The organism is Streptomyces sp. NPDC050528 (genome assembly GCF_044457795.1).
Lineage (GTDB): Bacteria > Actinomycetota > Actinomycetes > Streptomycetales > Streptomycetaceae > Streptomyces.
The window spans coordinates 596,764-618,125 of the sequence record NZ_JBITHH010000003.1 but is presented as its reverse complement, the minus strand read 5'-3'; the positions used below and the strand labels follow the sequence as shown (position 1 = coordinate 618,125).

Below are 21,362 nucleotides of genomic sequence, written 5' to 3'. Positions count from 1 at the left end.
CTCTCGCCCTTCGATCGCTACTTCGCGCTGATCGCGCCGGTGGTCACCTTGAGGTCGCCGGTGTAGGCCGTGACGCCGTACTTCTTGAACAACGTGGCCAAGTACCCGTTGCTGCGAAGGGTGTTGAGCGCCTCCGAGACCGCGTCGGCGGGCTTCTGCTTGCCGAAGCCGAGGGCGAGCGGGGCCGGGTTCATGCCCTTGACCGCCGTCTCGAAGCGGCCGTCCTTCTGGTAGTAGCTGGTGACCGCCTCGACGATGGCCACGCCCTCGACCTGGCCCGCGGACAGTGCCTGGTAGGCGTCGGCGGTGGTGGTGAAGGTGCGGACGGTGACCTGCTTCTTGCCGGCCGCCTTCAGTTCCTTGTTGAGCGCGGTGAGGGTGTCGAACTCGTAGCCGGGCGCCTCTACGGCGATGGTCTTGCCGGAGAGGTCGTCCTCGGAGGTGATCTTCTTCGGGTTGCCCTTGGCGACGGAGATGGAGACGCCCTGGATCTCGTACGGGACGAGCTTGACGGTCTTGGCGCGCTCCGGTGTGTAGAACATGCCGGTGTCGATCATGTCCCAGCGGCCGGACTGCACGCCGGGGATCTGCGCGTCGAAGGGGATGTTGACGAACTTCGGGGTGAGACAGAGGAGTTTGGCTATCTCGTCGCCGAGGTCCACCCGCATGCCGACGATCTTGTTGGAGGAGTCCAGGTACTGCATGGGCGGCAGGGTCGCGTTGGTCGAGATCGTCAGCGTGCCCGCCTTGACCAGGTCCGCCTTGCCCACCTTGGGCGTGCAGCCGGTCGGGGCCGCGGCGGCGGACGAGGAGGACGAGTCCCCGTTGCCGCAGGCCGTCAGGGCCAGGAGCAGGGCGGCTGCGGAGGAGGCCGCGATGAGAAGTCTGCGCACGGTCGGTTCACCTTTTTCCGGTGCTGGTGGAACAGGGCTGCAGCCCGGCCTCGTCGAGCGCCTCGGACAGGCCGAGCAGCGCGGACGGGTCCTTCAGGGGAAGCAGCGGGGGGCGTACATGCCCTCCGGGCTGCCCGAGCAGCCGCATGGCGGCTTTGAGCTGCGAGGTGGGTGAGGCGAACCGTGAGCTGTAGTCGTCGTTGACGAGCAGGTTCACAAGCCGTTCGTAGCGTGCGGACCATTCCCGGGCGAGGGCCAAGTCGCCCGCCCAGTAGGCCTCGTAGAAGGGGACGGCGAAGGGGGCGCCGAGGCCGCCGCCGTCGATGTTTCCGGCACCGCCGAACTCGGCCATGACGGCCATGCCCCGGCGGTGGATGAAACGGCCGAAGACCTGGACCTTCCCGGCCAGCGCGGCGCAGGTGTCCGCGACCTTCAACTCGTCGCCGGAGCTGTCCTTGACGGCCACCACGGTGTCCAACTCGGCCAGTTCGACAAGGGTGTTGACGCTGATGTCGACGGCCGTGCCGCGCGGCCAGTTGTAGACCATGAGCGGCAGGTCGACCGCCCCGGCGAGGGTGGCGTAGAAGGCGTGGATCTCGTCCTGGCTCGGGTGGACGTAGGGCGGCGGGGTGGTGAGGATGCCGTCCGCGCCGATCGAGCGGGCGTGCTCGCCGTAGCGGGCGGACTCGGCCGCGGTGTACGCGCCGCAGCCGATGACCACCGGTATCTGTCCGGAGAGTTCGGTGACCGCGATCTCGGCCACCCGGCGGCGCTCCTCGGGGGTCTGGGAGAACCACTCGCCGGTCGTGCCGTTCACCAGGACTCCGTGCACGCCGTGCTCCGCGTACAGCGTGAGCAGTGCGCGCCAGGCGTCCTCGTCGAGGGAGCCGTCGGCGGTGAAGGGGGTGGGTGCGGCCGGCCAGTAGCCGCGCCAGGGGGCGGCGACCGAGGTGTTCATGGTGAGCTCCGATCGAGTGTCCGTCCCGTCAGGCCAACACCTTGTGGGACGACTCCGTGGGATCGATTGCACAGCACCGTGACATCGGTCCGAGGCGAGGGTCAACCTCGTTCTGGCCGGAAACTGCTGACGAAACGCACTGTTTACGCCACCGACTCGACCGCGTCTGACATGATGGCGATCACGGCTCGGCGTGCGGGAAGGGCCGTATGGGATCGATTTCATGATCGGGGGTGGGCCGGTGTCCGTCACCTTGGACCAGGTGGCCGAGGCGGCAGGGGTCTCCAAGAGCACGGCTTCGCGGGTGCTCAGCGGTTCCAGTCGGGTCAGTGCGCAGACGAAGCGCGCGGTGCAGTCCGCGGCGGAACGGCTCGGCTACCGCCCCAACCGGATCGCCAGCGGACTGCGCACCCGGCGCAGCAATCTCGTCGGGCTGGTGATAACCAACCTGGTGAACGCCTCGTTCCACCGCATCACCGAGGTGCTCCAGCAGCGGCTGGACGAACGCGGCTACCAAGTGCTCCTGTGCGTCACCGACTCGGACCCCGCGCGCGAACGCCGTTACCTGGACATGCTGTTGGACCACCGCGTCGACGGCCTGATCATCGTGGGCACCGGCGACAACACCGCGACGGTCCGCGAGGTGAGCGCGGCCGGCATCCCCGTGGTCAACCTGATGCGCACCCCCGACAGCGCCCCCGGCGACTCGGTGATGGCCAGCGACCGGGACGGCGCCGAACTGGCCGTCCGCCACCTGCTCGACCTCGGGCACCGGAACATCGCCTTCATCGGCGGCCCGCCCCACGTCGACTCCGGACGCGACCGGTACGCGGGATTCGCCGCGGCCCTGGCGGCCGCCGGACTCGAACCCGATCCCGCCCTGTGCGCACGCGGCCCGTACACCGTGCCGTTCGGCGCGGAGTCGGTCATGCGGCTGATGGCCGCGGGCAACACGCCCACCGCGCTGTACAGCGCCAACCACGAAGCGACGTTCGGGGTGCTCGGCGGCCTGGTGCAGCTCGGGGTCCAGGTGCCGGAGCAGCTCTCGCTCGTGTGCCACGAGGAAGCCCCCTGGTTCCCGTACTGGCACCCGCCGATCACCGTCGTCGACAACGGAGCCCGCGACCTCGGCGAACTCGCGGCGGAACAACTGCTGCGCCGCATCGACAGCCGCCCCGACAACGGCGACCCCGACCCGGAGAGCACCGGCCGGCTGATCCGCGTCGGCTCCCGGCTGGTGGTACGCGAGTCGACAACGGCCCCGCGCCGGGTGGAGTAACGGCCGGCTCTTGGTGTCAGTTGGCCTGTCGGCTCGCTGGTGAGTCGTTCGTCGGCCCAGCCGTGTCGCGCAGCGCGTGAAGGAGTGCGGCGGCCGCCGGGATCCGCAGCGTGTCCGGCCAGAGCAGGGCGAAGACGCGGCGGACCGGCCAGTCGGTGAGAGGGCGGGCGACGACCCGGGGGTCGAAGTGGGCCGTCACACCGAGTTCGTTCATCACCGCGAGGCCGATGCGGTTGGCGACCAGGCTGTGCAGGGTCAGTTGGTCGTCAGCGGTGGCGGCGATCCGGGGCGCGAACCCGGCGTCACGGCACGCGGCCAGGAAGCGCGTACGGCCGGACTCCAGCACCCAGCGCTCGCCCGCGAGGTCGGCCAACGACACCGTCGGCGAGGCGGCGGCGGGGTGGTCGGCCGGGAGCAGGACACAGCGGCGGTCGGTCAGCAGCGGGACGCGACGCAGGCGGGGGTCCACGGCGACGGACGGATCACCCGTGCTGTCGGGGGTGCCGGCGCTGTCACGTGTGCCCGTGCTGTCATGTTTGCTGGTGCCGTCACGTGCGCTGGTGCCGTCACGCGTGACGCCCGAACTCCCGGACAGAGCCGTGTCGTTGAAGTCCAGGTCGCACATCACCGCCAGTTCGACCGCACCCTCCAGCAACAGCCCGTGCGAGACGTGGCACTCGGCCTGGGTGACCGTGACCTCCAGTTCCGGGCGGGTCCTGCGGAGGGTGCCGAGGGCGCGGGGGACCAGGCTGACGCAGCTGCTCTGCATCGCGGACAGGCGGACCCGGCCGGCCTCGGGGGCGGTGAGCGCGGCCAGTTCGTCCTCGGCGGTGCGCAGCGCGGCCAGCACCGTTCCCGCGTGGCGGGCCAACGCCCGTCCCTCCGGGGTGAGTTGAACGCCCCGGCCGCGACGGGTGACCAAGGGCGCGCCGACCGACCGCTCCAGCATCCGCATCTGATAGCTGATCGCGGGCTGCGTGTAGCCGAGGGCGTCGGCCGCGGCCGTGTAGGTGCCGGTACGGGCGACCTCGGCCAGGACCTGCAACTGTCGGGGGTCGTACATCCGGCAAGCATAAAGAGCCTTTATTAATTCCGGGTGACATTCGAATTGGACGGCCGCTAGTGGCGCCGACGATGCTGATCGCGTGCCTGATGTTCTCGTACGTATAGAAAAAGTGAACAAGCACTTCGGGGATAACCATGTGCTGCGCGACATCGACCTCGACATCCACACCGGCGAGGTCGTCGTCCTGCTCGGCGCGTCCGGTTCCGGGAAGTCGACGCTGTGCCGGTGCGTGAACCGGCTGGAGACCGTCGACTCCGGCCTGATCAGTCTGGCGGGCGTTCCCCTGCCCGAAGAGGGAGGCGAACTGGCGCGGTTGCGGGCCCGGGTGGGGATGGTCTTCCAGTCGTTCAACCTCTTCGGGCATCTCAGCGTGCTCGACAACATCACCCTCGCCCCGACCCGCGTGCGCGGCCTCTCCCGCCAGGAGGCCGTCGAGCGCGCCCGGCAGCTCCTCGACCGGGTCGGACTCGGCGACAAGGCGGACGCCCGGCCCGCGCAGTTGTCCGGTGGGCAGCAGCAACGGGTCGCCATCGCACGGGCGTTGGCGATGGACCCGCAGGTCCTGCTCTTCGACGAACCAACCTCGGCACTGGACCCGGAGACGGTCGGCGAGGTGCTCGACGTCATGGCCGCGCTGGCGGCCGACGGGATGACCATGCTCGTCGTCACCCATGAAATGGGGTTCGCGCGACGCGTCGCCGACCGGATCGTCTTCCTCGACGAGGGCCGCGTCCACGAGACCGCCACCCCCGACGAATTCTTCGACGCGCCCCGCACCGAACGGGCCCGTGAATTCCTGTCGAAGGTCCTCAGCCACTGAAGCCACTGAAGAGCCACTGAAGCCACCGGAGCTACCGGAGTCACCGAGTCCGGCAGCCGCCGCACCCCCCGTATTCGCCGCACCCCGTATTCACTGCACCTCGTATTCGCCACCCCGCCTCGCATTCGCGCAATGACGAAAGGGATTCCGCCCGATGAGACTGTCCCGGTCCCGCCGTGTCCTCGGTGCCGCCTCCGCCACGGCCACGCTCGCCCTGACCCTCACCGCCTGCGGCGGGTCCACGACCCTGCCGGCCGCCTCCGGTTCGTCCGGCTCCGCCGCCGCGGACGCCTCGAAGTCGTACGACGAGATCCTCGCCGCCGCCCCTGTTGCGTCCGCCGACCAGATACCGGCCGGCAGCCTCATGGCGAAGATCAAGAAGCGCGGGACGCTGATCGTCGGCGGCACCGACACCTCCGCGCTCTTCTCGCTCAAGGACCCCGTCACCGGCGAACTCACCGGATTCGACGCCGGGTTGGCCGCGATGCTGGCGAAGTACATCACCGGGAAGACCTCCACCAAGCTGGTCCAGGTCAGCGTGGCCACCCGCGAGCAACTGCTCCGGAACGGCACCGTCGACACGGTGTTCGCCACGTACTCCATCACCCCGGAGCGGGCCAAGAAGGTCGACTTCGCCGGGCCGTACTACTCCTCCGGCGACGCGATCCTCGTCAAGAAGGCCAACACCGGCATCAAGTCGGTGGCCGATCTCAACGGCAAGACCGTGTGCACGCAGAGCGGTTCGACGGCGGCCAACGACATCAAGGACTTCGCCCCGAAGGCGAAGGTGATCCTCTTCGACGGAAACAGCCAGTGTGTGCAGGCCGTCAAGCAGGGCCGGGCCGACGCCTATGTGATCGACCAGGCGATCCTCGTCGGCACGCAGTACCGCGACCCGTCGGTCAAGGTGGTCGGACAGCCCTTCACCACCGACCCCTACGGCATCGGTACGCCGAAGGCCGACCCGGAGATGAAGAAGTTCGTCGACGCCTGGCTGAAGAAGATCGAGGCCAGCGGCGCGTGGGCGAAGCTGTGGAAGGCGACCCTGGGCACCGCCGTCACCGGTGCCGCGCCCAAGCCGCCGGTGATCGGCTCGGTCGAGGGCAGCTGACCGACCCCATGTTCACCCATGTCGACGCCATCGCCGGGCAGTTGGGGCGAGGACTGCTGCTGACGCTCGCCATGACCGCGCTCGCCTTCACGGGCGCGGTCGCCGGCGGCCTCGTGGTCGCCGTGCTGCGGATCTGCCCGGTGGCACCGCTGCGGGCGTTCGGCGCGGGCTATGTCACGGTCTTCCGCAACATCCCGCTCCTCGTCCTGCTCGTGCTCTTCGTGTTCGGGCTGCCCGATGTCGGGCTGCTGTACCCGCTGTTCGCCACCGTGAGCACCGCGATGGCCCTGTACTGGGCCGCGTTCGTGTGCGAGGTCGTGCGCTCCGGCGTACGGGCCGTACCGCGCGGCCAGGCCGAGGCCGCCCGCGCGCTCGGACTCGGCTTCGGGCAGTGCCTGCGCCATGTGATCCTGCCGCAGGCCGTGCGCCCGATGGTACAGCCGCTGGGCAGCATCTTCATCGGCTGCGCCCTGAGCACCTCACTGGCGGCGGCGGTCGGCGTCGCCGAACTCACCGGCCAGGCAGAGTTCCTGACACTCCGTTATGACCAGCCGCTGACCAGCTTCGCCCTCACCACCGTCATCTACGTCGCCCTCACCCTCACGTCCGGCTTCGTCGCCGGCCGTGTGGAACGGAAGTTGGCGGTGGCCCGATGAAGCCGGTCACGAGAGCGCGCCGCGACGACGACATCCACCTCCTCTTCGATCCGCCCGGACCGCGCGCCCGGCGCCGGATCAGGATCGCGACGGCCGTCTCCCTGGCCGTGTTCGCCGGCCTACTCGCCTTCGCCGTACGGCAGTTCGCGGCGCACGGACAGTTCGATGCCGACCAGTGGCGGATGTTCGGCGAGTGGCCCATCATCCGCTTCCTGCTCTCCGGCTTGGGCCAGACCCTGCTGGTCACCGCGGTCGCCGCCGCACTCGCCTTCCCGCTGGGCGGCCTCGTGGCGCTCGGCCGACTGGCCCGCAACCGGCCGACGCGCGCGCTCGCCCGGACGTACGTCGAACTGTTCCGGTCCGTACCGCTGCTGCTCCTGCTGTACGTGTTCCTCTTCGGGCTGCCCGGAGTCGGCCTGACGTTCCCCGTGTTCTGGCAGTTGGTCATCCCCATCGTGCTCGGCAACGCGGCCGTCGTCGCGGAGATCTTCCGGGCGGGGGTGCTGAGCCTGCCGCGCGGACAGACGGAGGCCGCGTACAGCCTCGGTATGACACACCGTCAGACCATGGCGTGCGTGGTCGTCCCGCAGGCGCTGCGAGCCGTAAGTCCGGCGCTGGTCAGCCAGTTGGTCCGGCTGCTCAAGGACTCGACGCTGGGCTATGTGGTCAGCTACCTCGAACTGCTCCACCAGGCAAAGGTGTTGGGCGAGTACTACCACGCCGTGCTCTCCACCTACCTGGTCGCGGCGGCCTGCTTCATCGCCGTCAACTCCGCCCTGTCCGGGGCCGCTTCATGGCTGGAAGCGCGCCGCGCCTGACACCGGCGTACGAGAAGAACCGCAAGCAACGCGAGACGTAATCAACGCAAGCCGTAAGCAACGCGAGAGAGGAGCGAACCGGCATGTGCCGCCTGCTCGGCGTGGTCACCCGCGCCCCCCTGCCGCTCGACACCGCACTGGACGGCCTGATCGGGCCGTTCACCGAGCTGAGCCTTGAGCACCGTGACGGCTGGGGCATCGCCGCCGGGCGGGGGAGCGGGTCAAATCCCTTGGTCGTCAAGGGACTTGAGCCCGCCGCCGCGACCGACTCCTGGGAGCGGACCCTCACCGGCACGGTCACCGACGCCGCCCTGCTGCACCTGCGGCTGGCGAGCCCCGGGCTGCCGGTCGTCCCCGGCAACACCCACCCGTTCACGGCCGGCACCGTGGCCTTCGCGCACAACGGATACTTCACGCCGTACGACATCCTCGACGACCTGATCGCGCCGGAACCGCTGGCCGGGGCGGCCGGGAGCACCGACTCCGAGCGGTACTTCCTGCGTGTGCTCACCCTGCTGCGCGAGACGGGCCCCGTCGACGCACTCGCCCGCGCAGCTGCGGACGTCCGGGAGCGGGCCGCCGCCTACGCCAGCCTCAACTGCCTGCTGCTCACCGAGGACGCCTTGTACGCGTACGCCGACGAGGACCCGGAGTCCGAGGTCAGCAGGCGGCGCGGCCCCGACTTCTTCCGGCTGCGCTACCGGGTCGACGAGGACCGGGTGGTCGTGGCCTCCAGCGGTATTCCGCAGCCCGACGACCGCTGGACGGTGCTGCCGTACCGGGAGGTGCTGGAAATCAGCCGCTCCAGCCTGCGCGTCACGACCACGCGGGCGGCTCCGCACAGTGGTGTGGCACCCTCGACTACGCTGGGACATGTCAACCGTCGCTGACCTATGGAGGGGGCGAACACAGGTGCCCGCAGACCTGGCGTTCGACGCGCTCGCCGACCCCGTACGCCGCCAGATCCTGGGCGTGCTGGCCGAGCGCGAGGAGTGCACCGTGGGGGAGCTGGCGGAGCGGATCACCAGCATCGGCCGTACCGGAGTCTCCAGCCATCTGCGTGTCCTGCGTGCCGCCGGTCTGGTGACCGAGCGGAAGGCGGGCCGGTTCCGGCACTACTCGATCGATCCGGCCGGCCCGGCGCGTGACGTCATCGCTACGTTGCAGGCCCTGTTCCAGGGCGCGCTCGCCGACGCCGGGCGCGCCGCCACCGCGACGGAGGCCGCGACCACCGACCCGGACGTCCAGGACGGCCGGTCCGCCTGATGAGGTGACGTGATGGCCGCACTCCTCCTGCCCGCCGAGGAATGGACCCGGGCATCGCCGAGCGCGACGTTCGGCCTGTTCGGCGCGGGCGCGGGTGCCGGCTGGGTCTTCGACGCCGTGTGCGACCGGGTCGCGGTGGGCGCGGTGGTGCGGATGGGCGCTCCGCTGGGCGGCCCGGTCTCCGACATGGTGGAGATCATCGGCCGCATCAGCGAGGTACGGCCGCCGTCGCCCGCACGCGGGAACGCACGCGGCCACGCAGGCCAGGGCGGTCGTATCGAGATCGTGCACGACCAGCCGTGGCGGGGCCGGATGAAGCTGCGCTTCGACGCCGACCGGGGCGGGACGAGGGTCCGCCTGTTCGCCGAACTCGACGAGGCCGGGCTGGAGTGGCTGTTGCGCCGCCGCGGCCTGCCGGCCGGTCGCGGGTCCACGCCGAATCCGAATCCGCGACTCGGTCTGCTGAACAGCAAGTCCGGCCTGGGCAGCATGTTCGGGGCCGCGACGGACCACATGGCCATGCTCGCCGTCGAGGAGATCAACGCCGAGGGCGGGGTGCGCGGCCGCCCCGTGGAACTGCTGGTCGGCGACGACGCCTCGGACCCGGCGGTCGGCGTCGCCGAGGCCCGCCGACTGGTCCGGGCCGGCTGCCGCACGATCCTGGTCGCCACGACCTCCGCCACCTACTTCGCGGTCTCACGGGCCCTCGCCGGAACCGAAGTGCTCCTGATCCAGCCCCACATGAACGAGGGCGGCGGCACCGGCCCGCTGCGCGTCCAGCTCGGCGAGCACCACGAGGACCAACTGGCCACGGCGGTACGGCCGTTGATGCGGGCGGCCGGTGGGAAGCGCTGGTTCCTGGCCGGCAACGACTACTGCTGGCCGCGCAGCACACACGCGGCCGCCCGTCGCATCCTGCCGCGATCGGGCGCGCGGGTGGTGGGGGAGCGGTACGCAGCCCTGGGCACGCGCGACTTCACCCAGGTCATCGACGCGGTGACCGCTTCGGGCGCGGACATCGTGCTCTCCACGTTCGTCGGCGCGGACGCCGCCGCGTTCGAGCGGCAGTGCCACGCGACGGGCCTGCGCGAGCGCTGCGTCACGCTCGCACCGGCCATGGACGAGTCGACCCTGGAACACGTCGGAGCCGACGCGGCCCCCGGCCTGTACGCCGTCTCCGGCTACGTCGGGCAACTGGCGTCGCCCGGCAACGCCGTACTCCTGCACCGCTATCGGGAGGCATACGGCCGCTGGGCCCCACCCCTGTCGACCCTGAGCGAGTCGGTCTTCGAGGCCGCGCACATCTGGTGGTCCGCCGCGCGCCGGGTCGGCGCGGACGAACCACGCCTGATCGCCGAGGCGATGCGTCCCGGGAGGTTCCAACTCCCGCGCGGGACCGTCACGTTGGACGACAACGGCCGGGTCACCCAGCACCTCTTCGTCACCGAGGCGACCGCCACCGGACTGCGACCGGTCTCGCTGTAGCACCGTCGATCCGCTCGGCACAGTTCCACGCGGCCCGGGCCGGTTAACGGCGAAGTTACGTCAATAAGTATTGACCTATTGGCGCGATGTTCTAGGTTGATGACTGTCCAGCCGAAAAGGAGTCGTCCCTTGTCATCACTCCCCGCACCCGATGCCACCCGCCTCGCGGCGATCGCCCAGCACTTCCATTTCGGCCTGTCCGCCGAGGAGTTGGAGGAGTTCGCGCCCGCGGTGGCGGGCTCCCTCGCCTCCTCGGCGGTGGTCGAGCAGCTCTACGAACGCACGGCCCCCACCGCCCCGGACCGCTCCTGGACATCACCCGCACCGGCCGAGAACCCACTCGGCGCCTGGTACGTGAAGACCTCGCTCACCGAGTCCACCGAGGGCCAACTGGCGGGCCGTACCGTCGCGGTGAAGGACAACATCGCCGTCGCGGGCGTCCCGATGATGAACGGTTCGCGCACGGTCGAGGGCTTCGTCCCGCGCCAAGACGCCACTGTCGTACGGCGGTTGCTCGACGCGGGTGCGACGATCGCGGGCAAGTCGGTGTGCGAGGACCTGTGTTTCTCCGGCGCCAGTTTCACCTCGCAGCCGGCACCGGTGCGCAACCCCTGGGATACGGACCGGAACGCGGGAGGTTCGTCCAGCGGCAGTGCCGCACTGGTGGCGACCGGCGAGGTCGACGTCGCCCTCGGTGGCGACCAGGGCGGCTCGATCCGGATGCCGGCCGCGTTCTGCGGCATCGTCGGACACAAGCCCACCCACGGCCTGGTGCCCTACACCGGCGCCTTCCCCATCGAGCGGACCATCGACCACGTGGGCCCGATGACCCGTACCGTCACCGACGCGGCCGCGATGCTGGGCGTACTGGCCGGCGCCGACGGCTTCGACCCGCGCCAGCCCGACGTGATCGAACCGGTCGACTACCTGGCCGCCCTCGCCGAACCCGCCTCGGGTCTGCGCGTCGGAGTCGTCACGGAAGGCTTCGGAACGCCGGTGTCGGATCCGGGAGTTGACGACGCCGTGCACGCCGCGATCGACGTCCTGGCCTCGGCCGGACTCACCGTCGAGAAGGTGTCGATCCCCTGGCACCTGGACGCCCTCCACGTGTGGAACGTGGTCGCGACCGAGGGCGCCGCGTATCAGATGCTCGACGGCAACGCCTACGGCATGAACGCCGACGACTTCTACGACCCGGAGCTGATCGCCCACTACGCACAGGGCCGCGTCGAGCGCGGCGCCCTGCTCTCCAAGACCGTCAAACTCGTTGGCCTGTCCGGCCGTTACACCTTCGAGGCGGGCGGCGGAAAGTACTACGGCATGGCCCGCCGCCTCCTCCCGCAGGTCCGCGCGGCCTACGACGCGGCACTGGACCGGTACGACGTGCTGGTCATGCCCACGGTCCCCTACACGGCCAAGGAGATCCCACCGACCGACGTCTCCCTGCCCGACTATCTGCACCTCGCGCTGTCGATGGTCGGCAACACCGCACCCTTCGACGTCACCGGCCACCCGTCGTGCAGCGTGCCGACCGACCTCGTCGACGGTCTCCCGGCCGGCCTGATGATCACCGGCAGGCGCTTCGACGACGCGACCGTGCTGCGCGTCGCGCACACCTACGAGCGGGCGGTCGGCGGGTTCCCGACACCCTAGAGACGCGCCCCTGTTCCTGCCCCGAGGGGCGGCGCCCGACATGAGCCGGCGGACCACTTCGGTCGGCAGGTCGATGCCCGCGCTGATGTCGTGGCCAGCGATGGTCGTCATGGTCTGGTGGCCGAGGTCCAGTTCGTCGGCGAGGCGGACGGCGGGTTCGACGCCGGCCGCCGGGAAGGGTGCCACGCCCCAACTGCACGTCTGCACCTGCTCGTTGGAGACTGGCGCGCGTTCCTCGATGCCGGGGTTCGCGGCGCGGTCCGCCATGGGGTGGGCGGGCGGCGCCGCGTCGCGGTTGGTCAGACCTGGACCTGTCCGCCGTCGACGAAGTGTTCGGCGCCGGTGATGAAGGAGCTTTCGGGGCCGGCGAGGAAGGCGGCGAGTGCGGCGACCTCCTCGGGACGGCCCATGCGCCGCAGCGCGGTGTCCGCGGCCAGCGCGGCGTGGAGGTCCTGCGTGCTCTGGCCGAACCGGTCGGCGAGGCCGTCGATGGCGGGAGTGGCGATGGGGCCGGGCGTGATGACGTTGACACGGATGCCGCGCGGGGCCAGTTCCGCGGCCCAGGTCCGGCCCAGGCTGCGCACGGCGGCCTTGGACGCGGCGTAGACGCCCATCCGGTCGACGCCCTGGTGGACGGTGGTGGACGCCAGGAGAATCACCGACGCGGACTCGGTGAGCAACGGCAGCGACTTCTGCACGGTCAGCAGGCTGCCCTTGGTGCCCGTGGACCGCGCGGGAGCTCGCGGCCCTGGACGCCGCCTACTCGATCGTCCTCGCCGCGCGGACCGACGACGGACCACTCCGGGACAGCGTCGAGATCGGCCTCGTCGTCATCCCGGACGGTGCGTTCGTCCGCGCCCACGTCCGTAAATACGTCGGCGAGTCAGGCGGGATCACCACCGACCGGGCCCGCGCGGCCACCGTGCGCATCACCCCCATCACCGACGAGGCCCCGATTCCGCACGAGACACCCGGACGACCGGCACCGTGACCACCCGCGACATCCGTGACCGCTGGCGACATCCATGCCCGTCTGCCGGCAGGGCGCGAGGAAGGCTCAGGGCCCCCGGATCAGGCCGGGGACGGCGATGTCAGTGGTCACCGCTAGTTTGGAATCACTGAAGATCGGCCGTCCCGGTCGACCGGGCCTTGGGGAGGGATGCGCTGTGTCCGCTGCGCAGACACGACAGTCGGGGAACACGACTTATCTGGAGCTGTCCCAGGAGAGTGGTGGCGCCCACAAGTTCTACGAGGTGACTGTCGAGGGCACCACCGTCTCCGTGCGGTACGGACGGATCGGCGTGGACGGGCAGCACCAGACCTCCGCTTTCCCGACCGTCGAGAAGGCGCAGGCGGCGGCCGCGAAGAAGATAGCCGAGAAGGTACGGAAGGGGTACGCGCCCGCCGTCCAGGGCCAGCGCGCGGCCCGCCCCGTGACGCGCCGTCAGGTCACGTCCGCCCCGTCGACCGCGCGGGCGACCGCCCCGGTGCTGTGGCGGTTCCGCACCGGCGCCTCGGCGTTCGGCATCCACGTGGACGAGGACCGCTGCTGGGTCGGCAACCAGCACGGCAGCGTCTACAACCTGAGCCACGACGGCGAGGTGCTCGCGCACTACTCCCTGCCCGACGGGGTGAAGTGCCTGGTGGCCGACGACTTCTGGATCTACGCGGGCTGCGACGACGGCCGGGTCTACGACCTCTCCTCGAAGGTGCCGTTCGCGGCCTACGACATCGCGGCCGAGGTGGACATCTTTTGGCTGGACATCCACGCGGGCGTGCTGAACGTCTCCGACCGCAACGGCGGACTGACGGTCATCGACCACGAGGACGAACTCCAGTGGTCCCGCAACTCGTCCGGGGACAACGCGTGGATGGTCCGCGCCGACGACCACGCCGTCTACCACGGGCACAGCCAGGGTGTGACGGCGTACGCGGCGGACGGCGCCAGACAACTCTGGCACACGGCGACCAACGGCAATGTGCTCTTCGGCTGGCAGGAGGAGCACGCGGTCTACGCCGGGACGGGACGGCGGGTCGTCCAGCGCCTCGCGAAGTCCTCCGGGGCCGTCGAGGCCTCCTACCAGTGCGATGCCGCCGTGTACTCGTGCGCCACGTCCGCCGGTGGCCGGTACGTCTTCGCGGGCGACTCGGCGTCCTCCGTCTACTGCTTCACCGCCGACGGCACCCGGCTGTGGAAGCTCGGCACGGGCGGCGGCTCGGCGCTCTCGATGCAGTACCACGACGAACGGCTGTACATCGTCTCCACGGACGGCTCGCTCGCCTGCATCGACGCGAGCGAGGCCGCGATCACCGCCGCCCAGTCGGGCACCGTCCCGGTCGCCGCGGACATCAAGCTGGCGGCCGCACTGCCGACGTTCGCACCGCTGACCACCGCCGCCTCCGTCGCCACGGTCAGCGCTGTCCCCGCACCGGGGAGCGGAGTCGTCGTGGAGTGCTTCGAACAGGGCGGCCGGGTGCGGGTGCATGTCGTCTCCGACGGCTACGAGCCCGGTTGGAACGTCCAGTTCCCACGTGCGATACGCGAGCCCGGGGCGCGGTATGTGGTGGACGCGCTGCACTCCTCCTCGGCCGGCTTCTACCGGGTGCGCGGGGAGATCCGGCGCCTGGTGTGACATCGGTCGTGCGTGCGTGAGCGGGGCGGACTCCTGCCGGGCAGGGCGGATCAACTGGTCTGCCGTGCCCGGTTGTTGCTCGGGGACCGCCAACGTGCCGAGCGTGTTGAACGGGCGCAGTGATCGGCGAGCGGGACCGCTATGACCTGCGATGATGAGCGAGCGTCAGACTGACCGGGCTGTCCTGGATCGCCAACGCCTACATCCTGGCGTTCGGCGATTTCCTCCTGCTGGGCGCCCGGCTCGGTGACATCTTCGGCCGCCGTTCGGTCTTCATGACCGGGCTGCTGGTCTTCGGCGCGGTCCCGCCGGCCGGCGGCACGGCGTCCGATGCCTCCGTCCTGGTGCCCCCCCGTGCCGCCCAGGGGCTGGCGGCCGCACGCCGTCCGGGTGAACGGGACGGTGCTGAGCCGGCCGGCGTGGCTCAACTACCCTGCCCCTGCCCGGCGTTGAGGGCATCAGCATCACCCTGTCCGTCCGGGGCGGGTGGGCGCGAACTCTCCCAGCCGTGTTCGAGCAGGTCGAAGGCGCGGGTGACGGCCTGGCGTGGGTCGTCGTGGCCGCGGGCCGTGCGCGGGGCTTCGAGGGCGAAGTGGGCCAGGGCGGCGCAGGTGGGATCGTCCGCCGGCAGGCCGCTGTCCTCGGCGATGGCGCGAGCCAGGGCGTGGGCGTGGCGCAGCCACATGCCCTGGACGTAGTCGCGCAGCGCCGGGGTGCTGTCGACCAGTGCGAAGAACGCGGTGTAGCGGTCGTCGCCGCCCGTGGCAGCCATGCGGTAACGCAGGGCGTGTTCGCGCAGTGCGCCGGGGATCGACTGGCCCTGCGGGCGTTCGCGTACGGCGGCGAGCAGTCGCGCCTCCTGGTCGGCGTCCTCGTCGAAGACAAGGGCTTCCTTGACCGGGAAGTGCTTGAAGAGGGTGGTGGTGGACACGTCGGCGGCATCCGCGATCTCGCGGATGCCCACGTCGTCGTAGCCGCGTTCCAGGAACAGCCGCAGGGCGGCGTCGGCGATGGTCTGGCGGGTGGCTGCCTTCTTCCGCTCGCGGCGCCCCAGCGGTGCCGCCGGGGTGGGGGTGGTGGTGTCCGTGTCGGGCATGCCTGGGATCTTACTCTTCGGTGAAGCGAATGCGAAAGTGGAGCAGACTGGAAAGTGCAACGGTTGCACTTAGTGAGTCGGTGTGCTCTTCTGGAGTGGCGGTTCGCGGATCACCGCCGGTTGAAGCGTTCCGGTGTGCCCGCGCCCGCCGACCCTGCCGAGACCGCGCCGGTCGCCACGGTCACCTGACAGAACTCCCGCGCACGGCATCGCAGTTGAGGGGGCTCGGCATGCCGGCACTCGCCGACCCCACCGAGAACCCCCAGGTCACCACCATCACTAGCCCCAACCCCCGTGCGCAGCAACACAGTTCGCGCAACCCGAACGGAGCGCCACCATGAACACCACCACGAACCCCACCCCCACCCCTCGAATCGCGATCATCGGCGCCGGCCCCGGCGGCCTGACCTGCGCCCGCATCCTCCAGCGGCACGGCATAACCGCCACCGTCCACGACCACGAAACCGGCCCCGACGCCCGCAATCAGGGCGGAACCCTCGACCTGCACGAGGACAACGGCCAGATCGCCCTGCGTGAAGCCGGCCTGCTGGAGGAGTTCTTCCGACGTTCCCGCCCCGAGGGGCAGGAGTCACGTCAGTTGGACCCGGCAGGCACGCTCCTCTTCCACCACACCCCCGAAGAAGGCGAAAGCTTCAAGCCGGAGATCGACCGCGGCCAACTCCGCGACCTCCTCCTCGACTCACTCCAGCCGGGCACCGTGCACTGGGGACACACCCTCCATTCCGTCGACGGCCCCGCAGCCGGACCCCGCCGACTGCACTTCACCGACGGCACCACCACCGAGGCCGACCTCGTCATCGGCGCCGACGGCGCCTGGTCCAAGGTCCGGGCCGCCATCTCCCCGGCCACTCCCCGCTATACCGGCGTCAGTTTCCTCGAAGCCTGGTTCGACGACGTGGAGAACCGGCACCCCGACATCGCCGACCTCGTCGGCCAGGGCAGCGCCGCCGCGGCCGACGGCGACCGAGGCCTGTTCGCCCAGCGCAGCAGCGGAGACCACATCCGCGTCTACGCCATCCAGCGCGTCTCCGCCGACTGGATCACCGCCCAGGGACTGGCCGCCCAGGACACCGACGGCATCCGCGCGTACCTCCTCGACCAGTACCGCGACTGGTCACCCCGCCTGCGCCGACTGATCACCGACAACGACGGCCCCTACGTCGACCGGCCCATCCATGCCCTCCCCGTCCCGCACACCTGGGCCCACAACCCCACCATCACCCTCCTCGGCGACGCCGCCCACCTCATGCCCCCGCTCGGCGTCGGCGTCAACCTCGCCATGCTCGACGCCTGCGAACTCGCCCTCGCCATCGCACACCACGAGACCGTCGACGACGCGATCCACGCCTACGAGAAGACGATGCTGCCCCGCTCCCACGAGATGCAGCGACTGCTCGACAACGGGGCCGAGCACCTGCTGTCCACGGAACTGCCCGACTTCGCCACGGAGGCCGGCAACTGACTTACCGCGTAAGGTCCTTGAACTTCGCGGCGCCGAGGCAGCGCTCCCGACCCGGGGGACCGGGAGGGGAGAGAGGCTCCGCCTGCGGTGCGGCGAAGGTGGTCGTACGGGAGCGCGGCTGAGGGCGATGGCGCAGTGCCGCTTGCTGCCGATGGCGTCCCGCCAGTTCAGGAGTCACCTCCGATCTGGGGACGAGAGCATCGGTGACGTCCACGAGGTCACCGACGGATTTGCCGAGGCCTTGAATGGGCCGAAGTCGGCGGAGTCGTAGTCGATCTCGATGTCCCGGAAGACCGGGCGGAGGTCGTACATCGCATCCGGGATGGCTGCTCCATCAGCAACTACTGGCTGCAGTTCGCCTTTCGGACGAGTCACATGTTCGCCTGACACCGGACGGGCTGTGCCGCAACGATGACCGTATGACGTCACTTCAAGACCCGGTCATGGAATTGGTGCGCGCATCACTCGATCCGGCCGTCAGGACAGCGCGCCTGGTCCTCAAAGCCCTCGACTACGGCCCCGCCGACGAGAAGATCACCTTCGGGCAGCTCCTCGACAGCATCCAAGCCCTGGACCCCGCCCCGGTCGGCACAGCCCGATGACGCCGCCCCCAAGTCAGGAAGCAGTCGCATGTCGCCGGACGGGCCGGACGGTGTTGTATGCGGGCGGCCCTCGCGGCGGTCGTCCGGTTCGGCCGATCACGGAGCGGGCGAACGCAACTGCACGGTGGCCGAAGGGAGTTGGACCCTGTCGGTCATGCGCCTACGGCCTGCGCGGACCCGCTGCCTACAGTGGGGTCGCCGCGTGCAGGAGGAGCAGCAGTGTCACGGCCGAGTTCGCGGAGAACGTCGCGGACAGGGCGGCACCCGCCGCCGCGCTCCACAGGGCCAGGCTCACGGCCGTGAAGAGCGGCGGCCAGGTGCGTGCCGGGGGCGGCGGGGCCAGTAGGGCGGCGACCCTGCGGGGGAGCGGGCCCGGCGCCGCGAGGGCCGCGAGGGTCGGCGCCGGCGTGGCGCGGGAGACGAGGGCCGCCTTGCCGATCGCGCGGGCGACGGCTTTACGGCTGCCGACGGACTGGGCGGCCTCTTCGTCGGCCCAGCGCTCCGTGACGTAGGAGACCGCCGTGCGCAGTGGCAGCAGGAACGGGTTGGCGCGGGCGGCGAGTTGGGCGATCAACAGGTGGCGGTGGTGGCGGGCGGTGAGATGGGCCCGTTCGTGGGCGAACAGGGCTTGGCGTTCACGGGAGTTGAGGCAGGCGAGCAGGGCGGTGGTGACCACGATGCGGTCGCGCGGGCCGCCGGGCAGGGCGTAGGCGTACGGCTCGTCGTCGGGGAGGACCGCGACCGGGGTGTCGCGCAGTCCGGCGAGTGCTGCGTGGGCCCGGCGCCGAACTCGGCGGTGGCGCCGGAGAGTTCGGGCGCAGCTCACGACCACGGCGAGGAGGACGGGGATCGCTGCCTTGCCCACGATCTCGTCGTGGGGCACGCTCTCGCGCACCTCGGGGTCCGACCAGCCGTCCGGCAGGGGATTGCCCGGGAGTTGGGCGGTGCCGACCACCATCAGCAAGGCCAGGCACAGCGTGCTGCACAGGGCCATGACGGCGGCCATCGCGCTCAACAGGCCTGTGGCGGTGCGGGGATGGAGGTGCTGGGCGGCGAGGTGGGCGATCGGCCAGGCCGTCAACGGCAGGACGAGGGGCAGGAAGACGAAGACGCCCACGGGACGTCAGCCCGCCGACTCGTCGGTGGCCTGGTCCAGCAGATCGCGCAGCAACTGCTCGTCGTCCTCCGGAAGAGCGGTGATGAAGCTGGCCAGCACCGCCCGGCGATCCTGCTCGCGATCGAGCACCTTGCGCATCTTCAGCGCGGCCAGTCCCGCCTCGTCCGCGGCCGGCGACCACGCGAACGAGCGGCCCTCCCGCACCCGGGTCACGGCCTGCTTCTCCAGCAACCGGCTCAGCACGGTCATCACGGTCGTGTACGCGAGCTCGGCGTCCAGCCGCTCCTGCACCCAGGCCGCGGTCACCGGCGCGTCGGCCGTGCGCAGGACGCTGAGCACCTGTGTCTCCAACTCGCCCTGTGCCCGCCGCTGAGGGCGCGCATCCGGTCTCGCCATGCTCCGTCTCCCTCCTGTGTACGTCCGTGGGGTCGCGTGCGCCGTTGCGGGTTCGCGATCGTCCCATCGTATCGACGCGGTGCGATTCGGCCGCGCCGTCCTGTCCTCCCCGTACCCTTCTCTCCATCCTCCGCGATTATTTCTACAGTGTTGTAGATTCGAGTTCGGGTCCGAGCCGCGGACCCGGACCGTCGGTATGCGTGGAGGAACGAATCATGGGTGTTTCCCTGTCCAAGGGTGGCAACGTTTCGCTGAGCAAGGAGGCACCGGGGCTTACGGCGGTGCTGGTCGGCCTGGGCTGGGACGTGCGCACCACGACCGGCACCGACTTCGACCTGGACGCCTCGGCGCTGCTGCTCAACGCCTCGGGCAAGGTCGTCTCCGACCAGCACTTCGTCTTCTACAACAACCTCAAGAGCCCCGACGGTTCGGTGGAGCACACCGGCGACAACACCACCGGTGAGGGCGAGGGCGACGACGAGTCCATCAAGGTGGACCTCGCCGCCGTACCGGCCGAGGTCGACAAGATCGTCTTCCCCGTCTCGATCCACGACGGCGAGAACCGCCAGCAGTCCTTCGGCCAGGTCCGCAACGCGTTCATCCGCGTCGTCAACCAGGCCGGCGGCGCCGAACTCGCCCGCTACGACCTGTCCGAGGACGCGTCGACCGAGACCGCGATGGTCTTCGGCGAGCTGTACCGCAACGGTGCGGAGTGGAAGTTCCGTGCCGTCGGCCAGGGCTACGCCTCCGGGCTGGCGGGTATCGCGTCCGACTTCGGCGTGGGCGTCTGAGAACCGGTACGGGGAGGGATCACGTATGTCGGTCGACCTGGGCAAGGGCCAGCAGATCAGCCTGAGCAAGTCCGATGGCAGCGCGCTGAGTTCGGTACGGATGGGGCTCGGCTGGCAGGCCGCACCCCGCAAGGGTTTCCTGGCCAGACTGACCGGTCCCCGCGAGGTCGACCTCGATGCCTCGGCGCTGCTCTTCGCCGGCCGCGAGCCGGTCGAGGTCGTCTTCTTCCGGCACCTGACCAGCGACGACGGGTCCGTCCGGCACACCGGTGACAACCTGACCGGGGGCGCGGGCGCGGGCGGTGACGACGAGACGATCCTCGTCGACCTCGGCCGCGTCCCCGCCCGTATCGACCAGATCGTCTTCACGGTCAACTCCTTCACCGGGCAGACCTTCGCCGAAGTGCAGAACGCCTTCTGCCGGCTGATCGACGAGACCACCGGGCAGGAACTCGCCCGGTACACGCTCAGCGGTGGCGGCACCAGTACGGCGCAGATCATGGCGAAGCTCCACCGGGTGGGCGGCGGCTGGCAGTTGAAGGCGATCGGCGAGCCCGCGACGGGCCGGACGTTCCAGGATCTGATGCCCGCTGTCGCCGCCCATCTGTGACAGGGCTGCCGAACTGCCGGGAAGTTCTTGGGAGTTGGTGACCGGACGGCGAGTCGCCCGTCTCTCCGGCGGGCGACTCGGCGGGGTGGTCCTGTCCGACGTCCCAACTCCGGGTGTCGGACAGGGCGTTGAAGGGAACCGTCCCTCGGTGAACAACATACGGTGCACCCAATGCGGTGCGGTGGGGCTGGAGCCGGGCTTCGTCGAGGACTCCGGGCAAGGCTCCCGCGGGTTCGCGCGGTGGATCGCGGGTCCCCTGAAGCGCGGCCCGCTCGGCAACGCCAGGAAGATGGGCCGACTGCGTTGGCAGATCGACGCCTTTCGCTGCCCGGCCTGCGCGCATCTGGAACTGTTCGCCGGTCAGCCGGAGTAGGGGGGCTGCCAGGGTTGCTGTCAGGGGCGCCGGGGATCGTCCTCCCTGAGCGCCCTGGCCTCGCTCTTGAAGATCCGGGACGCCTTGCCCGCCGAACGCGTCAGCTCCGGCAGCTTCTTGATCCCGAGGACGACCACGACGACGAGAAGGATCACGGCCAGTTCGCTCAAGCCGAACATCAGGTCTGCTTTCTCACGGGGGCAAGGCCGCTACAGCGTACCGGCCACACGTTTCAATCTACAGTGCTGTAGAAGTC

General features: G+C 70.2%; 23 protein-coding genes. 15 read left to right on the top strand and 8 right to left on the bottom strand.

Going from position 1 to position 21,362, the window contains the following annotated elements:
• Positions 1–17 precede the first annotated feature (17 nt).
• Positions 18–893: an ABC transporter substrate-binding protein gene (locus ACIBK4_RS14255; protein ID WP_398994923.1), complete on the bottom strand. Its 876-nt coding sequence runs from the start codon at positions 891–893 to the stop codon at positions 18–20.
• A gap of 7 nt (positions 894–900) precedes the next feature.
• Positions 901–1,851, bottom strand: a complete 951-nt coding sequence (locus ACIBK4_RS14250) for a dihydrodipicolinate synthase family protein (protein WP_398994922.1) — start codon at positions 1,849–1,851, stop codon at positions 901–903.
• A 241-nt stretch (positions 1,852–2,092) separates the two neighbouring features.
• Here ACIBK4_RS14250 and ACIBK4_RS14245 point away from each other — a divergent pair, with 241 nt between their 5' ends.
• Positions 2,093–3,130 carry a LacI family DNA-binding transcriptional regulator gene (locus tag ACIBK4_RS14245; RefSeq protein ID WP_398994921.1) on the top strand — a complete coding sequence of 346 codons (1,038 nt, stop codon included), beginning with the start codon at positions 2,093–2,095 and terminating at the stop codon, positions 3,128–3,130.
• Positions 3,131–3,146: 16 nt separating this feature from the next.
• On the opposite strand, the gene ACIBK4_RS14240 is transcribed toward ACIBK4_RS14245, so the two are convergent.
• Positions 3,147–4,193 carry a LysR family transcriptional regulator gene (locus ACIBK4_RS14240; protein ID WP_398994920.1) on the bottom strand — a complete coding sequence of 349 codons (1,047 nt, stop codon included), beginning with the start codon at positions 4,191–4,193 and terminating at the stop codon, positions 3,147–3,149.
• An 82-nt stretch (positions 4,194–4,275) separates the two neighbouring features.
• On the opposite strand from ACIBK4_RS14240, the gene ACIBK4_RS14235 reads away from it, so the two are divergent.
• From ACIBK4_RS14235 to ACIBK4_RS14200, 8 genes are all read left to right on the top strand, one after another.
• A complete protein-coding gene (locus ACIBK4_RS14235) occupies positions 4,276–5,016 on the top strand; it encodes an amino acid ABC transporter ATP-binding protein (RefSeq protein ID WP_398994919.1) in 741 nt (246 codons plus the stop codon).
• Between the two features lie 154 nt (positions 5,017–5,170).
• Positions 5,171–6,127, top strand: coding sequence for a glutamate ABC transporter substrate-binding protein (locus tag ACIBK4_RS14230; RefSeq protein WP_398994918.1), 957 nt, complete (start codon positions 5,171–5,173; stop codon positions 6,125–6,127).
• 8 nt (positions 6,128–6,135) lie between these two features.
• Positions 6,136–6,783 carry an amino acid ABC transporter permease gene (locus ACIBK4_RS14225; RefSeq protein ID WP_398994917.1) on the top strand — a complete coding sequence of 216 codons (648 nt, stop codon included), beginning with the start codon at positions 6,136–6,138 and terminating at the stop codon, positions 6,781–6,783.
• Entirely contained in the window at positions 6,780–7,601 is an 822-nt protein-coding gene (locus ACIBK4_RS14220; protein ID WP_398994916.1) for an amino acid ABC transporter permease, read from the top strand. Before ACIBK4_RS14225 ends, ACIBK4_RS14220 begins: the two co-directional genes overlap by 4 nt.
• Before the next feature lie 83 nt (positions 7,602–7,684).
• The gene (locus ACIBK4_RS14215) at positions 7,685–8,491 is read left to right on the top strand and encodes a class II glutamine amidotransferase (protein WP_398994915.1); all 807 of its coding nucleotides are present in this window, start codon (positions 7,685–7,687) and stop codon (positions 8,489–8,491) included.
• Between the two features lie 22 nt (positions 8,492–8,513).
• On the top strand, positions 8,514–8,867 hold the full coding sequence (locus tag ACIBK4_RS14210; protein ID WP_398994914.1) for an ArsR/SmtB family transcription factor: 354 nt from the start codon (positions 8,514–8,516) through the stop codon (positions 8,865–8,867).
• A 12-nt stretch (positions 8,868–8,879) separates the two neighbouring features.
• Positions 8,880–10,352 carry a substrate-binding protein gene (locus ACIBK4_RS14205; protein WP_398994913.1) on the top strand — a complete coding sequence of 491 codons (1,473 nt, stop codon included), beginning with the start codon at positions 8,880–8,882 and terminating at the stop codon, positions 10,350–10,352.
• Positions 10,353–10,481: 129 nt separating this feature from the next.
• Positions 10,482–12,005: an amidase gene (locus tag ACIBK4_RS14200; protein WP_398994912.1), complete on the top strand. Its 1,524-nt coding sequence runs from the start codon at positions 10,482–10,484 to the stop codon at positions 12,003–12,005.
• A gap of 299 nt (positions 12,006–12,304) precedes the next feature.
• Here the strand turns inward: ACIBK4_RS14200 and ACIBK4_RS14195 are convergent, their stop codons facing one another.
• A complete protein-coding gene (locus ACIBK4_RS14195; RefSeq protein ID WP_398994911.1) occupies positions 12,305–12,805 on the bottom strand; it encodes an SDR family oxidoreductase in 501 nt (166 codons plus the stop codon).
• A gap of 366 nt (positions 12,806–13,171) precedes the next feature.
• On the opposite strand from ACIBK4_RS14195, the gene ACIBK4_RS14190 reads away from it, so the two are divergent.
• Positions 13,172–14,638 carry a WGR domain-containing protein gene (locus tag ACIBK4_RS14190; RefSeq protein WP_398994910.1) on the top strand — a complete coding sequence of 489 codons (1,467 nt, stop codon included), beginning with the start codon at positions 13,172–13,174 and terminating at the stop codon, positions 14,636–14,638.
• A 424-nt stretch (positions 14,639–15,062) separates the two neighbouring features.
• On the opposite strand, the gene ACIBK4_RS14185 is transcribed toward ACIBK4_RS14190, so the two are convergent.
• The gene (locus ACIBK4_RS14185) at positions 15,063–15,734 is read right to left on the bottom strand and encodes a TetR/AcrR family transcriptional regulator (RefSeq protein WP_398994909.1); all 672 of its coding nucleotides are present in this window, start codon (positions 15,732–15,734) and stop codon (positions 15,063–15,065) included.
• Positions 15,735–16,071: 337 nt separating this feature from the next.
• On the opposite strand from ACIBK4_RS14185, the gene ACIBK4_RS14180 reads away from it, so the two are divergent.
• Together ACIBK4_RS14180 and ACIBK4_RS14175 are read left to right on the top strand one after the other, a co-directional pair.
• Positions 16,072–17,217: an FAD-dependent oxidoreductase gene (locus ACIBK4_RS14180; protein WP_398994908.1), complete on the top strand. Its 1,146-nt coding sequence runs from the start codon at positions 16,072–16,074 to the stop codon at positions 17,215–17,217.
• Between the two features lie 419 nt (positions 17,218–17,636).
• The gene (locus ACIBK4_RS14175) at positions 17,637–17,819 is read left to right on the top strand and encodes a hypothetical protein (protein WP_398994907.1); all 183 of its coding nucleotides are present in this window, start codon (positions 17,637–17,639) and stop codon (positions 17,817–17,819) included.
• A gap of 184 nt (positions 17,820–18,003) precedes the next feature.
• Here the strand turns inward: ACIBK4_RS14175 and ACIBK4_RS14170 are convergent, their stop codons facing one another.
• Both ACIBK4_RS14170 and ACIBK4_RS14165 read right to left on the bottom strand, forming a co-directional pair.
• Positions 18,004–18,936 (bottom strand): M56 family metallopeptidase, encoded by a 933-nt coding sequence (locus tag ACIBK4_RS14170; protein ID WP_398994906.1) that lies wholly within the window; start codon positions 18,934–18,936, stop codon positions 18,004–18,006.
• Between the two features lie 6 nt (positions 18,937–18,942).
• Positions 18,943–19,332 (bottom strand): BlaI/MecI/CopY family transcriptional regulator, encoded by a 390-nt coding sequence (locus tag ACIBK4_RS14165; protein WP_398994905.1) that lies wholly within the window; start codon positions 19,330–19,332, stop codon positions 18,943–18,945.
• 215 nt (positions 19,333–19,547) lie between these two features.
• Here ACIBK4_RS14165 and ACIBK4_RS14160 point away from each other — a divergent pair, with 215 nt between their 5' ends.
• The 3 genes from ACIBK4_RS14160 (at position 19,548) to ACIBK4_RS14150 (ending at position 21,106) form a co-directional block, all read left to right on the top strand.
• Positions 19,548–20,123, top strand: a complete 576-nt coding sequence (locus tag ACIBK4_RS14160) for a TerD family protein (RefSeq protein WP_398994904.1) — start codon at positions 19,548–19,550, stop codon at positions 20,121–20,123.
• 25 nt (positions 20,124–20,148) lie between these two features.
• Complete coding sequence (locus ACIBK4_RS14155; RefSeq protein ID WP_398994903.1) at positions 20,149–20,733, top strand: TerD family protein; 585 nt, start codon at positions 20,149–20,151, stop codon at positions 20,731–20,733.
• 181 nt (positions 20,734–20,914) lie between these two features.
• On the top strand, positions 20,915–21,106 hold the full coding sequence (locus tag ACIBK4_RS14150; protein ID WP_398995059.1) for a hypothetical protein: 192 nt from the start codon (positions 20,915–20,917) through the stop codon (positions 21,104–21,106).
• A gap of 20 nt (positions 21,107–21,126) precedes the next feature.
• Here ACIBK4_RS14150 and ACIBK4_RS14145 read toward each other — a convergent pair whose 3' ends face one another.
• Positions 21,127–21,285 carry a twin-arginine translocase TatA/TatE family subunit gene (locus tag ACIBK4_RS14145; protein WP_366430446.1) on the bottom strand — a complete coding sequence of 53 codons (159 nt, stop codon included), beginning with the start codon at positions 21,283–21,285 and terminating at the stop codon, positions 21,127–21,129.
• Positions 21,286–21,362: the final 77 nt, after the last annotated feature.